We start from the raw sequence: 12,723 nt of genomic DNA on the forward strand, positions 1-12,723 counted from the left end.
AGGTCGTGGGGCTGCTTGGTTCACTAAAGGCTTAAGTCAGAATCTGAGAGCCTGGCTCGAAACTCGGTCAAACATAACAATACCTTGCGAGGCGTCTGGTGAGCAGTCGGATATGCGCGACGTTCGCCCACGCCTCGGACGAGGCGATGGATCGCTCCCAGTCCTTGGCGAGACGGCGGCATCTTCCAAGCCATGCGAAGGTGCGCTCGACAACCCATCGCCTTGGAATGATCTCGAACCCTTCGGCGCGATCAGATCGCTTGATGATCTCGATGCGCCAGTCGCCGAACCCGGTCAGGGCGCGGCGCAGTTTCTTCCCGGCATAGCCGCCGTCTGCGAAGACGTGGCGCAGCCACGGCCAGCGTCTGCGGATGACCGATCAAACCCGCCATCGGCATCTCCCGCAGCGGCTCTGTCAGACAAAACCGGCTTGAGCACGGGAGGCCCGGCTCGTAGCCTCCTCGGATGAGCGCGCGCAGCCCCTTCCGATACTTCAAAACCAGCCCGGCCATCATCCGCTTGGCCGTGATGATGTACGTCCGGTTTCCGTTATCGTTGCGGAACGTCGAGGACCTCCTCCACGAGCGTGGGATCGACGTGAGCCACGAGACGATCCGATTCTGGTGGATCAGGTTCGGCCCGATGTTCGCCGCCGAGATCCGTCGCAAGCGCGCAGACCGGATGCGCGCGTTTTCCAACTGGCGGTGGCATCTCGACGAGGTCTTCGTGAAGGTGAACGGTGAGCGCCGCTATCTCTGGCGCGCCGTCGATCACGAAGGTGAGGTGCTGGAGGCCGTAGTGACCAAGCGCCGAGACAAGCGCGCCGCATTGAAACTGCTCAGAAAACTGATGAAGCGCTACGGACGGCCGGCGGAAATTGTCACCGACCGCCTTCCCTCCTATCGGGCCGCGCTCAGGACTCTCGGCGCAGAGGGCATGCAGTTGACGGGCCGCTGGCTGAACAACCGAATCGAGAATTCCCACCAGCCCTTCCGACGACGAGAGCGGGCGATGCTCCGCTTCCGGCGAATGCGCACCTTGCAGACCTTCGCCGCCGTCCACTCCTCGATCCACAATCATTTCAATCTGGAGCGCCACATCTACCGACGAGACGACTTCAAGGAGAACCGGGCCGTCGCGCTCGCCGAGTGGCGTTGGCTCGGCGCAGCCTGAAGCTTCGCGAGACCTCGCCAAACGGAGACTTGTGCGTTTTGTCTGACAGGACCGGGCTGGTCGCGGACCCCCTGTTCGCGTCGGATCTGATCGCCATCTGCCATCCCGATCTGGCGACGGGCAGTCGTCCGATCACCTCACCGCAGGATCTGCGGCATCACGTTCTGCTGGAGGACACCCACGGCCACTGGCCGCTGTTCCTGGAAAAGGCCCTGCCAGACGAGCAAATCCCCGATATCCGAACGATGAATTTCAGCCAGACGTCGCTCGCCATCGACGCCGCGATCGCGCGTCAGGGCGTTGCACTGACCAACCGGGAATTCGTTGCCGCGGATCTTGAAGCGAGCCGTCTTTGCCAACCCTTTTCCTTTTCGATCCAGGTCACGGAAGGATATTATGTCGTCGCCCCCCGCGAACCAAGAAACCCAACCGTCGTCGCGGTCGTGAAAGACTGGCTCATGGGGCAACCCGCGACGATCAAGATCAGTTCAAATCAACCCTTGCACAAACGGAGCCGTCCACACATGAGAGCACCCCTAGACATGTCGGACTTTCTAGCCAGGGAGATACAAGATGAATGAGCGTACGGTGGTGGCGGAACGAATCGACGCGGAATCCTTTGCCCCGTTTGGCGAGATCCTGGATCTTCAGGATGCGGAACCGGTCTTCCAGAATCCAGGCCTGCGCTCCTGGCGTACGGGATACGAGGCTGAAAGCGCCACGGAACTCATGGTCATCGAGTTCGACGAAATTCCCATGACCTTCGACCGGATCGAGCGCCATCACCAGGTCAGCCAGTGTTTCCTCCCGCTGAGAGGCCGCCCGATGGTCATGGTTGTCGCGCCCAAGACGGGAGAGGACGCACCCGCAGCCGCGTCCGTCCGAGCCTTCCTGGTGGGGCAGCATCAGGGCATCCTCCTGCACCGATCTGTTTGGCACGCACTCAACCGGTTCCCCATCGGTGGCAGCGCCGTGCATGCCTTGGTGACGACAGCCGCCACCCAGGCCGAGCTGGAAGCTGAACGTCGTGGAGGCCCGAAACCGCGCCTGACTGACGTGCACGACTTCTCAACGGAGAAAACGACGTTTCGCATCGAGATCGGACCCGAGTTGGGGGCGGTTTAGCCTCCATACTGCGCTGTGCAACTGCCCGCATCCACGGGATTAGTTATCATCCTCGGCGTCTATTCGGCAAGAAACGTGTTCCAGCTGCACGGGGCGGGGGCGGACGGATCGGTCGTTTGGTGTTGTCATTTGTGGACGGCTCCTGTTTTGCAAGAGTTTTCTTGAGTGACGTGGATCGAAGCAGGTTGCGGTCATTTGTCCGACCTGTGCGCGCGGTGCATATGACCGCTGACGAACACGCCGGTGAACGGCCTGCTTGGCCGCCAGGTTCTGGTGACGCCGACGGCTGGGAGCGATACCTCCGAGCCGCGCCGGACGCTGAACTGTAGAAGTTTAGACTTTATCGGACATTTGGCGTCCGGATGTCGGTCGGGTTCCACCTGTCGACCTGTGATCAGGCGGCGATCATTTTCTCCTTCGCTATTGGCGCTGCGTCAAGAAAGGTCTGCATCGGCGTTTTGCCGAAGCACCATCGTCCCTGATGCTCGCGCTCTTCGTTGTAGGTCCTGATCCAGGCGTCGAGATCGACCTGCAGTTCGTCGACCTCGCGGTAGATCTTTTTTCGGAACGCCACCCGGTAGAACTCGTCCAGGACTGTCTTGTGGAACCGCTCGACGATGCCGTTGGTTTGCGGGCTCCTGGTTTTCGTCCGCGAGTGGTCGATGTCCTCCACCGCCAGGTAGAGCTCGTATTCGTGCCGCTCCGGGTTGCCGCAATATTCCGTCCCCCGGTCGGTCAGCATCCGGCAGAGCTTCACCTCCTGGTCGTCGAAGAACGGCACGACGCGGTCGTTCAGCAGGTCCGCCGCGGTGATTGGCGTCTTGCGCTCGTAGAGCTTGGCGAAGCCATTATGAACAACGACGGATGCTCAAGGCGGCGGCGCGTCGCCCTCGGTCTCGTGACGATCTGGCTGAGCGGCTGCCCGACGGTATATTCAGACGGCGGTGGGATAGGGGCATGTCCGCCTGTGGTCGAGTACAGTAGGGAGTTTCAGGCACGGACGGCCGAGGAAATGGCTCTGCCGCCGGAAGGGTCGGCGATCGCGGAGATGCTCAGAGACTACGCCGTGATACGGGACCGGGTGCGGCGGTGCTCATGAGCCGACACTTTCGCAACCCCTGCCGGTTGTCTGTTGCTGCCTAGCAACTTCCTCGTAGCGCCCAGTGTTCAGAGGCAGAGCCGGACAAGCCCATTGCCCCCGTTCAATCCGCCACGATAACGTGGCAAGAGGCGGCGAGCACTGGCTCAAGCGTCAGGTGGCGCGGAAGCGGTCTCGCCTCGCCGATATTCCCCGCCTGTCGCCTGCGCCATTTCGGTGCAGAGCCTGGAAATCGTTGATTTAAAGCATTTTTTGGATTCTGTGCTAGAGACTTCGGAGTCGGTCATTGCCGGCTTCTAACGCGACTGTCATCAAACCGCATCTCTCGGCCTTCGCTTCGATTGGCCCTGCGCTTGTTTGGAGAGAGCCTGCGGCACGCGGCAGAGCCGCATGGCATAGATTCCACGGTAGCTACACGACCGTCGTGGAGGCGGATTTCCCTTCGCGATTGTCGCGGGATTGGCATGTTTAGGCGCCTGACCGAAACGCCCGAAGCAGGCTCGTGCAGGCGAAACTCACCGCCGCAACGCAGACGACGGACGGCCCGGCCGGCGTGTCGAACAAATAGGCGGCACACAGGCCGATCACCGCAGAGGCCGCTCCGATGCCCGCCGCGATAACCGCCATGCTCTCAGGCGTGCGCGACAGTGGGCGCGCGGCGGCCGCGGGGATGATCAGCATGGCTGCGATCAGCAGAACACCCACGACCTTGATTGCAACCGCCACCGTGATCGCGAGCGAGAGTGTCAGGACCAGCCGTTCGCGCCTCGGGTCGATACCGCACGCATACGCCAACTCTTCATTCAGCGTCGCGGTGAGAAGGGCGGACCAGCGCCAGCCGATCAGCGCTATCACTAGCGCCGCGCCGCTCCAGATCACGGCGAGATCGCCGCGCGACACGGCGAGGATGTCGCCGAAAAGATACGCCATGAGATCGATCCTGACGCCGGACAAGAATGACACCGCGACGAGGCCGAAGGCCAGCGCCGAATGCGCCAGCACGCCGAGGAGCGTGTCCATCGCATAGCCTCGACCGCTGAGCGCGGAGACGGTGAGCGCCATGGCGAGCGCCATGGCGACGGCGCCGGCGAAGACCGACACGTGCAACGCCAGAGCAAGGGCGACGCCCAAGATCGCCGCATGCGCTGTCGCGTCGCCAAAATAGGCCATCCGCCGCCAGACGACGAAACTGCCGAGGGGCGCCGCGGCGAAGGCCACGCCGACGCCGGCCAGTGCGGCGCGGGTCATGAAATCATCCAGCATCACTCTGCCGCCTCCGACGCCGTAGTGTTGTGAGAGTGGTCGTGCTCGTGCCGGTAGAGCGCGAGCGCACCCCCGGTGCCGGTGCCGAAGAGCGCGCGATATTCCGGCGCCGAGGACACATGCTCCGGCGTGCCATGGCAGCAGACATGGCGGTTGAGGCAGATCACGCGGTCCGAAGTCGCCATGACGACGTGCAATTCGTGGCTGATCATCAGGATCGCGCAGCCTGTCTCGCGGCGAATCTCCTCAGTCAGGGCATAAAACGCGGCGGAGCCGGGCTGGTCGAGACCCGCCGTCGGCTCGTCAAGAAGCAGGAGGGCCGGCTTCACCACGAGGGCGCGGGCGAGGAGAACCCGCTGCAGTTGTCCGCCGGAGAGTTGCGACATCTGCCGGTTCGCAAGGTCAGGCACGCCTGCGCGCTCCAGGGCGGCGGCCATGTCGGCCTGCGCGGCGCCGCCCGGCAAACGCAGAAAACGCCCAACGGTGATCGGTAGGGTCGGGTCCACATGAAGCCGTTGCGGAACATAGCCGATGACGAGGCCCGGCGACGAAACGATCCGGCCCGTCGCCGCCGGGATGGCGCCGACGATCGCACGCAGCAACGTGGTTTTTCCGGACCCGTTCGGGCCAACGATTGTGACAATCTCGCCCGGCTCGATGGTCATGCTCACATCGCTTAAAACTTCGGTCGCGCCGTAGCGGACGCTCAGGTGTTTGACGTCAACAAGGCTCATGCGCCGGCCTTCTTGGCGCAGGAGGGGCAGACGCCGAGCGCCTCGACCACGGTGCGTTCGATCCGGAAGCCTGCGGCTCGGGCTGCCTCGCCCAAGGCGCCGCGGGCCGGGGCGGAATGCGCCTCGGCGACGGCCTCGCACAGGCGGCATATCATGAAGGCCGGGGAATGGCTCGCGCCGGGATGGGCGCAGGCGATGAAGGCGTTGAGCCGTTCGATCTTGTGTACAAAGCCGTTCGACACGAGAAAATCCAGCGCGCGATACGCCACTGGCGGCTGCGCGCCGAAGCCTGCGTCGCTCAACCTGCCCAGTAGCTCGTAGGCGCCCATGGCGCGGTGCTCTCGCAGCAGGACTTCGAGCGCCGCCCGACGCACCGGAGTGAAGCGCAAGTCTTCGGTGGCGCAATGCGCCTCTGCCGCAGCGATGGCGGTCGTGACGCAATTGCCATGATCATGCGTGCCGAAACCTACCGGCTCGGACGCCGCTGGACCTGTCGGCGCCATGTCCGGCGATGCGCGACTTGTCATGTTATCTCATGTCCTGTATCTGACCTGTAATGTTATACAATCACGAAGAGGCGCCCATGTCCAGAAATCTCATTCCACTCTCGCTAGCCGCGACGCTTCTCGCGGGGACGGCCATGGCGGAGGTCCCGCGCGCTGCAGTCGATATCGCGCCGTTGCATTCGCTGGTGGCTCGCGTCATGGATGGCCTCGGCGCTCCCTCGCTGATTGTCCAGTCCGGCTCTTCGCCCCATGAATACAGCCTGCGTCCTTCTGAGGCGGAAGCCCTGCAGAGCGCAGACATTGTGTTCTGGCTTGGCGAGGATCTGACGCCGTGGATGGCTGGCGCGGTCGAGACACTGGCGGCCGACGCCGAGGTCGTGGAGATCCTGGAGTCGGACGGCACGTTCCTGCTCGAGTTCCGCGAGGGCGCCTTGTTCGAGGCGCATGACCACGGCGATACGGATCACGACGAACATGACGAAGGCGAGGGCCACGACCACGACCACGAGGAACACGCCGAGGCCGAGGGGGATCACCACGACCATGCTCATGCCCATGGTGCGCACGACCCGCACGCCTGGCTGTCGCTCCGGAACGCCGCGACCTGGCTCAACTTGATCGCGGCGCGGCTCTCCGCCGCCGATCCCGAGAATGCCGGCGTCTATTTCGCCAACGCCGCCGCGGCCCGCGACGAACTCACTACAGTAACGGCCGAAGTGAACGCTATCCTCGACCCCGTGCGGGGCGGCAAGTTCATCGTCTTCCATGACGCCTACCAGTATTTCGAGATGGACTTCGAATTCCCGGCGTCTGGCGCGATTTCGCTTTCCGACGCCAGCGACCCGAGTCCGGCTCGTATCGCCGAGATCCGAGGCCGCGTCGCTTCGGAAGGTGTGGATTGCGTGTTGGCCGAGCCGCAGTTCAATCCGGGATTGGTGGCGGCTGTCATCGAAGGCACAGAGGCTAAGACCGCCGTGCTCGACCCGCTGGGTTCGGACCTCGACCCCGGTCCGGAGCTCTACCCGCAGCTTCTGCGCAACCTTGCGACATCGCTCGCGGGGTGCCTCTGATGCCAAAATTCTGTGAAGCTTTCGATCGCCATGTCGGACGCCATGCGCGATACGGCGCGGCGCCGGCGCGGCTTTACGATCCCGCTGCTTCCCTCGCCATGAGCGAGAGCGCCGAGCCATGAACCTTCTCTCCGGTTCCGCCCATGCACGGTATCTGGCGCAGAGCCGAGACCCTTTCCACGGGCCCCACGATCACTTGGCTGTCTTCGCGCACGGCGCGCAGACGTGTCGTCACGAAGAATGGAACGCACCCGGCGATGCGCCGCCGGCGAACGAGAACGCCCTGTTCGCGCCGGCGAACAAATCGGGATCGGACCGCTCCGGGGACTTGCTGGGCGAGGTCTCGGCAAATCTTGTGGGGGATGCATGAGTGATTCGCGTCTTCCCATCACGATGGTCACCGGCTTTCTGGGCGCCGGCAAGACGACATTGCTCAATGCGATCCTTTCGGACGCGTCGTCTGGTCGAATCGTCGTAATCGTCAACGAATTCGGTGACGCGGGATTAGACCACGACCTGATCGAGGCGATCAGCGAAGAGGTTGTGCTGATGCAGTCGGGCTGTCTGTGCTGCTCGGTGCGCGGGGATATTGCGCGCACCGTGGCCAGCCTGCTCACGCGGCGGGACGCGGGCGAGCTTTCCTTCGAGCGTGTGGTGATCGAAACCACCGGGCTGGCCGACCCGGGGCCGATCCTTCAGACGCTGGTGGCGGATCCCTTCCTCGCCCGCGCGACGCGCATGGACGGCGTTGTCACCGTGGCCGACGCCGCGAACGGACCTGCTACGCTCAATGCGCAGCTCGAGGCGGTGTCGCAGGCGGCGATGGCCGATCTGATCGTGCTGAGCAAGACCGACCTCGTGACGCCCGAGCAAGTGGTGATGTTCGAAGAGCGTCTCAGGGCGATCAACCCCGGCGTTCGCATCGTGCACGCCGTTCGGGGACCCGCCGGCGCCGCTCCGCGACTGGCCGGGCGACGAGCGCCGCTCACGCATCGTGGTCATCGCCCGCGACATCTCCCGTCCCGCGCTTCAGCGCAGCCTCGACATGCTGCGCGGGCGCTTGCCGCGCGAGGCGGCCGACGAGATTCACAATGAGGTATTCGCGCCATGACCGACACCCGCCTTCCCGTCACTGTCCTGTCCGGCTTCCTGGGCGCAGGCAAGACGACGCTACTCAATCGTGTGCTGAACAACCGCGAAGGGCGGCGCGTGGCCGTGATTGTCAACGACATGTCCGAGGTGAACATCGACGCGGACCTCGTCCGCGCCGACACCGAGCTTTCCCGGACCGACGAGACGCTGGTGGAGATGTCGAACGGCTGCATCTGCTGCACCCTGCGCGACGACCTTCCGCAAGAGGTGCGCAAGCTGGCCGAAGACAAGTGCTTCGACTATCTGCTGATCGAGTCGACCGGCATCTCCGAGCCGCTGCCGGTCGCCGCGACCTTCGATTTCCGCGATGAGGCGGGCGAGAGCCTGTCGGACGTTTCCCGCCTCGATACGATGGTGACGGTGGTCGACGCGGTGAACCTGCTGAACGATTATTCCAGCCATGATTTCCTGCGGGACCGGGGCGAGACTCTGGGCGAAGAGGACGAGCGCACGCTCGTGAACCTGCTGGTCGAGCAGATCGAGTTTGCCGACGTGGTGATCCTGAACAAGGTCGCCGATGCAGGCCCCGAGCGCACCGACGCCGCGCGCAAGATCATCCGCAGCCTGAACGCCGACGGCCGGATCATCGAGGCCAATCATTCCGATGTCGCGGTCGGCGGGATCCTCGACACCGGCCTTTTCGATTTCGATAAGGCGCATGAGCATCCGAGATATCCAACCCTGATAAGAGCAGTCAGTTCACGTCCACCGACTTCATCAAGGTACTGGCGGCGCGAGAGATCAAGATCAGCATGGATGGCAAAGGCGCCTGGCGCGACAAAGTCTTCGTCGAGCGCCTCTGGCGGACCATCAAATACGAGGAGGTCTATTTGCGCACCTACGCCACCGTCTCAGAAGCTCGCGCCTCCATCGGCCGCTATCTGGGCTTCCACAACAGCCGTCGCCCGCATTCATCGCTTGACGGGAAAACCTCCGATCAGGCTTATTTCAACCTGCCGAAGCTGGAAGCGGCTGCAGCGTAATCAAGGCGGAAATCCACTTAGAAAACGCCCGGCAACTGTACAGACAAACAGAGCCACCTCTTTCGTGGACAGTACGGTTGGCCTGAGCGATTGTGACGCGACCTACAGGTTGAATTCCCACCTGTTCCGGCAAGCCGCCGAAGCCGGCGTCAGCGTCTGGCCGCTTGTCGTTCAGCATCCTGTGCCGCATCGCGAAAGACGCCTTTCGCCATCTGGCCGCGTTCTTCCTCAACTCGCGCCCGGTAGAGTCGCGCTCTGACCGACTGCACCGCCCTATCGTCTGGCGCCGCCATGGCCGCAAACTCGGCGAAGTGGCAGGCAAGGCGCATGCGCCCCTCTTTGGCGAGGCTCTCGGCGCGGTCGGCCAGTTTGGCCGCGCCGCCAGCGGCATGCGCGATTTCTTCAGCGAGTTCGGCATCGGGCGCCGGTTTCAGCCGCGCCGGGTCGCCATCCCACCAACCGCCATAGAGACGACAAATAGCGCGCACGACGAATTCCGGATCGTCGTAATTGTTCTGGATCCATGGCAGGTCGGCGAAACGCGCGGGCGGCGCCACGTGGTGTGGGATTTCGCCAAGCCGCATCCCGCTGTTCATCAACTCAAGCGATTGCGTGTGCAGCGATTCCAGCCATTCGGCGACATCGGTGAGGATTGTCCGGATCGCGTCACGACCGAAGATCACCGGGCCATGACCGGGAACGAGGACCTCCGGGCTTCGCTCCACTATGGCGCGGAGCGTTTCCGCCCACTCGATGATGTAGCGCTGGGCCTTTTGCGGGTTGCCGGCGTTGGGCGCAGCCCAGGTGTAGAAATCGCCCGCGACGACCAGTGAACGGCTCGGCGCCCAGAGCCACATGTGATCGTCCGTTTCGCCCTTGCCGTGATAGAGTTCGAACGTCTCGGCGACGCCGTCGATCCGGCCCTCCCCGCGCACCAGAACGTCCGGCGCGCGGAATTCGGTCGGCCAGCGAAAGCCGGGGCGGGAATACTGGCGGATGTTGATCTTCTCGTTGAAGGGGCCGGTTCGCCGATAGCGCTCGAACCGTCGGGGAACGTTCTCATGCGCGATCAGCACCGGCCGCGGCGCACCCCGCGTCTCCGCATCCCGGTCGTAGAGCGGCATGCCGGCGACATGGTCGAAATGGCCGTGGGTGTAGACGACAGCCTTGACCGGCGCATTCGGCTCCCATTCCCGTATCGCGGCGAGCACTTTTCCGCAGGTGTCGATGGCGCCGGTGTCGCAGACCACCAATCCCTCGGCCGTCCTGATCGCGGTTACGTTGCCGGAAAGTCCGCGGCAGACGATCGTCACGGCGTCCGACGCCACGTCGAGGCGGATGCAGTCCGGAACGCCGCGGAACCAGTCGTTGATGCGGATGCGGCCTTCCATCACGTCGCGGGCGCCGTTCAGCACGTCCAGTGTCATACCAATGCCTTTCTGCTCACAGTCGCGCGCTTCGCGCCGATCTTCATCATTCTCTGGCCCGCGCCGTCACTACTGCATCCAGCGCCACCGCCCCCTCGGGGCGAACCAGGAACGGGTTGACGTCGACGCTCTCAATCCGGTCCGCGTTGGCCGCCGCGAAGCGCGAGAGCGTGGATAGCGCGCGCGCCAGCGCAGCCCGATCCACTGCTGGCGCGCCCCTGACGCCGCCCAGCACCGCGGAGGCGCGGATCTCTCCGATCATTCGAGCCGCTTCCTCTTCACCGAATGGCGCGACCCGAAAGGTCACATCCTTCAGAGTCTCGGCGAAGACGCCGCCGAGCCCGAACATCACCACCGGGCCGAAGATCGGGTCGCGCGCGACACCGAGGATCGTCTCGACGCCGCCCCACATCATCGGCGCGAGCAAGCAGCCTTCCGTTCGCGCGTCGGGTGCGTTTTCGGCGACCAGTGACGTGATCCTTGCGAAAGCTTCGGCCGCCGCGTCCTCGGTCTCGAGGCCGAGCGCGACGCCGCCAACGTCGGATTTGTGCATCAGATCGGAGGAAAGAATCTTCAGGACGACGGGACCCGGCCTGTCCTTCGCGAGCGCGCGGAAGGCGCGCCGCGCCTCCTCTTCAAAGCGAACGCGAAGCGGCGCGACCGCCGGGACGCCCGCCTCGCGCAAAAGGCTGAGCGAGTCGAACTCGTTCAAGGCGCCTTCTGCCCCGGCCAGCGCGGGCGCCGGTTTCTCCAACTGCGGCGCGGCTTCAGCCTGACGGGAGAATGAGTCAGCGAAGCCGCGAAGCGCAGATACTGCGCGAATGGCGTGGGTCGGCTCCTCAAAGAAGAGATGGCCCTCGGCGACGAGCTGCGCGCGGATCTCGGGCCGAAAGAGCGTGGAGAAAACGACCGTGCTGTCAGGGCGGCGCGCGCGGATCGCGTTCAGAAGCGGCAGGATGCGGGGACTGTATTCCTCGGAAAGCCCGAGATAGCCCATGAAGCACGCCACGGTCCCGTATTCCCCCTGCTGCAGGATCACGTCGAGGCATTTCTCCAGCAGGTCGAGATCGTTGATGACCTGCGCCGTCACGTCCACCGGGTTCGTCGCTCCGGCGAAGGGAATTATTCCACGGATCGTATCCTGCGCGGCGGCCGGCATGGGCGCGACGTCAAGCCCGCAGGAGGCGGCGGCGTCGGCGAGCAGCACCCCAACCCCGCCGGAGATCGAGGCGATCGCCACCTTGTCGTTGACGGGCGCCGCGCCGTTGGCGGCGGCATAGCCGATGTCGAATAGCTCCTCGACCGTCCGGGCGCGATAGACGCCGTGCTGGCGCATCACGGCGTCGAAGACGTGGTCCGCTCCTGCAAGCGAGGCGGTGTGCGAGCCGACCGCGGCGGCGCCAGCGCCGGTCGCGCCGACCTTCACTCCGATCACCGGCTTTTTCTTGGATCGGGCGAAGGCGAGCGCGTCGGCGAATTTCCGTCCGTCGGCGCAACCCTCCATATAAAACAGGATCGCCTTGGTCTGCGGATCGTCGGCGAGGAAGGCCACACCATCCGCCACATCCACGTCGATCGCGTTGCCGGTCGTGATCCACTGGCTAAAGGCGACGCCCCTGTCGCGCCCGACGCGGTAGCCGAAATTTGCGAAGGCGCCGCTCTGGCTGACCATACCGACATTGCCGGGCCGCGCCTGCCCCTCGCCGAGAAGCGGCGCAAACGTGACCCAGGCGCCATTGGAGAAATTCGCGAAGCCGGAGCAGTTCGGGCCGAGCATACGAATGCCCGCGCCGCGCCCGATTGCGGCGAGCTCGGCCTGCTCCACCGCGCCACTCGCGCCAAGTTCAGCGAAACCTGCGGAAAAGATAATCGCGCCCTTCACGCCCTTTTCCGCGGCTTTGAGAAGCACGCCGCGCACGTCCCGCGCGGGGACCGCGATGACGACGAGATCGACATCGCCCGGAATGTCGGCGAGGCGCGGCCAGGCCGTCAGCCCCTGGACCGTCTCGCGCGCCGGATTGACTGGATGGATCGCACCGGAAAAGCCCGCCGCCTTCAGGTAGCGGATCGGCAACCCACCGATCTTTGCGGGGTTGTCGGAAGCGCCGACGATGGCGATTGAGGCCGGACGAAAAAGCGGCGCAAGGGATTTGAGATCAATCACGCGCGAGCCCTTCTGCGGGAGTTTCCG

Annotated in this window: 11 protein-coding genes and 5 pseudogenes; 9 read left to right on the forward strand and 7 right to left on the reverse strand. The window is 64.3% G+C overall.

Annotated elements, in window-relative coordinates; translation table 11 throughout:
• Window positions 1-67: 67 nt before the first annotated feature.
• Window positions 68-373 (reverse strand): annotated as a pseudogene (locus G5B40_RS14830) (transposase); the annotation flags it as partial.
• A gap of 92 nt (window positions 374-465) precedes the next feature.
• Between G5B40_RS14830 and G5B40_RS14835 the strand changes: the two are divergent.
• The 3 genes from G5B40_RS14835 to G5B40_RS14845 are packed head-to-tail and all read left to right on the forward strand — an operon-like array spanning window position 466 to window position 2,298.
• Entirely contained in the window at window positions 466-1,173 is a 708-nt protein-coding gene (locus G5B40_RS14835; RefSeq protein WP_165100044.1) for an IS6 family transposase, read from the forward strand.
• A gap of 38 nt (window positions 1,174-1,211) precedes the next feature.
• Window positions 1,212-1,754, forward strand: a complete 543-nt coding sequence (locus G5B40_RS14840) for a LysR substrate-binding domain-containing protein (RefSeq protein ID WP_165100047.1) — start codon at window positions 1,212-1,214, stop codon at window positions 1,752-1,754.
• Complete coding sequence (locus G5B40_RS14845) at window positions 1,747-2,298, forward strand: ureidoglycolate lyase (protein ID WP_165100050.1); 552 nt, start codon at window positions 1,747-1,749, stop codon at window positions 2,296-2,298. Before G5B40_RS14840 ends, G5B40_RS14845 begins: the two co-directional genes overlap by 8 nt.
• Before the next feature lie 394 nt (window positions 2,299-2,692).
• Here G5B40_RS14845 and G5B40_RS14850 read toward each other — a convergent pair.
• The 4 genes and pseudogenes from G5B40_RS14850 to G5B40_RS14865 form a co-directional block, all read right to left on the reverse strand.
• Window positions 2,693-3,142, reverse strand: a pseudogene (locus G5B40_RS14850) (integrase core domain-containing protein); the annotation flags it as partial.
• A 723-nt stretch (window positions 3,143-3,865) separates the two neighbouring features.
• Window positions 3,866-4,660 (reverse strand): metal ABC transporter permease, encoded by a 795-nt coding sequence (locus tag G5B40_RS14855; RefSeq protein WP_165100053.1) that lies wholly within the window; start codon window positions 4,658-4,660, stop codon window positions 3,866-3,868.
• Window positions 4,660-5,394, reverse strand: a complete 735-nt coding sequence (locus G5B40_RS14860; protein ID WP_165100056.1) for a metal ABC transporter ATP-binding protein — start codon at window positions 5,392-5,394, stop codon at window positions 4,660-4,662. The genes G5B40_RS14855 and G5B40_RS14860 overlap by 1 nt, the downstream gene beginning before the upstream one ends.
• Window positions 5,391-5,921, reverse strand: a complete 531-nt coding sequence (locus tag G5B40_RS14865; protein WP_165100059.1) for a Fur family transcriptional regulator — start codon at window positions 5,919-5,921, stop codon at window positions 5,391-5,393. Before G5B40_RS14865 ends, G5B40_RS14860 begins: the two co-directional genes overlap by 4 nt.
• Before the next feature lie 56 nt (window positions 5,922-5,977).
• Between G5B40_RS14865 and G5B40_RS14870 the strand changes: the two genes are divergently transcribed.
• The 6 genes and pseudogenes from G5B40_RS14870 to G5B40_RS14890 all read left to right on the forward strand — a co-directional run.
• Window positions 5,978-6,970, forward strand: a complete 993-nt coding sequence (locus tag G5B40_RS14870; RefSeq protein WP_165100061.1) for a zinc ABC transporter substrate-binding protein — start codon at window positions 5,978-5,980, stop codon at window positions 6,968-6,970.
• Between the two features lie 118 nt (window positions 6,971-7,088).
• On the forward strand, window positions 7,089-7,340 hold the full coding sequence (locus G5B40_RS14875; protein ID WP_165093519.1) for a hypothetical protein: 252 nt from the start codon (window positions 7,089-7,091) through the stop codon (window positions 7,338-7,340).
• Between the two features lie 23 nt (window positions 7,341-7,363).
• Window positions 7,364-7,837 (forward strand): annotated as a pseudogene (locus tag G5B40_RS21275) (CobW family GTP-binding protein); the annotation flags it as partial.
• A gap of 127 nt (window positions 7,838-7,964) precedes the next feature.
• On the forward strand, window positions 7,965-8,081 hold the full coding sequence (locus tag G5B40_RS21280) for a hypothetical protein (RefSeq protein ID WP_246209555.1): 117 nt from the start codon (window positions 7,965-7,967) through the stop codon (window positions 8,079-8,081).
• Window positions 8,078-8,848, forward strand: a pseudogene (locus G5B40_RS14885) (GTP-binding protein); the annotation flags it as partial. The gene G5B40_RS21280 and the pseudogene G5B40_RS14885, both read left to right, overlap by 4 nt.
• A pseudogene (locus tag G5B40_RS14890) lies at window positions 8,791-9,105 on the forward strand (integrase core domain-containing protein); the annotation flags it as partial. The pseudogenes G5B40_RS14885 and G5B40_RS14890, both read left to right, overlap by 58 nt.
• A 149-nt stretch (window positions 9,106-9,254) precedes the next feature.
• Here G5B40_RS14890 and G5B40_RS14895 read toward each other — a convergent pair.
• Together G5B40_RS14895 and G5B40_RS14900 are read right to left on the reverse strand one after the other, a co-directional pair.
• Entirely contained in the window at window positions 9,255-10,532 is a 1,278-nt protein-coding gene (locus G5B40_RS14895) for an alkyl sulfatase dimerization domain-containing protein (RefSeq protein ID WP_165100064.1), read from the reverse strand.
• 46 nt (window positions 10,533-10,578) lie between these two features.
• Window positions 10,579-12,696, reverse strand: a complete 2,118-nt coding sequence (locus tag G5B40_RS14900) for an acetate--CoA ligase family protein (protein WP_165100067.1) — start codon at window positions 12,694-12,696, stop codon at window positions 10,579-10,581.
• Window positions 12,697-12,723 lie beyond the last annotated feature (27 nt).

It is taken from the genome of Pikeienuella piscinae (genome assembly GCF_011044155.1).
Classification (GTDB): domain Bacteria; phylum Pseudomonadota; class Alphaproteobacteria; order Rhodobacterales; family Rhodobacteraceae; genus Pikeienuella; species Pikeienuella piscinae.

Coding starts and splice junctions, on each gene's coding strand:
- G5B40_RS14895 (WP_165100064.1), bottom strand. CDS start 10,532: ATGACACTGGACGTGCTGAACGGCGCCCGCGACGTGATGGAAGGCCGC.
- G5B40_RS14855 (WP_165100053.1), bottom strand. CDS start 4,660: ATGCTGGATGATTTCATGACCCGCGCCGCACTGGCCGGCGTCGGCGTG.
- G5B40_RS14845 (WP_165100050.1), top strand. CDS start 1,747: ATGAATGAGCGTACGGTGGTGGCGGAACGAATCGACGCGGAATCCTTT.
- G5B40_RS14875 (WP_165093519.1), top strand. CDS start 7,089: ATGAACCTTCTCTCCGGTTCCGCCCATGCACGGTATCTGGCGCAGAGC.
- G5B40_RS14835 (WP_165100044.1), top strand. CDS start 466: ATGAGCGCGCGCAGCCCCTTCCGATACTTCAAAACCAGCCCGGCCATC.
- G5B40_RS14860 (WP_165100056.1), bottom strand. CDS start 5,394: ATGAGCCTTGTTGACGTCAAACACCTGAGCGTCCGCTACGGCGCGACC.
- G5B40_RS14865 (WP_165100059.1), bottom strand. CDS start 5,921: ATGACAAGTCGCGCATCGCCGGACATGGCGCCGACAGGTCCAGCGGCG.
- G5B40_RS14870 (WP_165100061.1), top strand. CDS start 5,978: ATGTCCAGAAATCTCATTCCACTCTCGCTAGCCGCGACGCTTCTCGCG.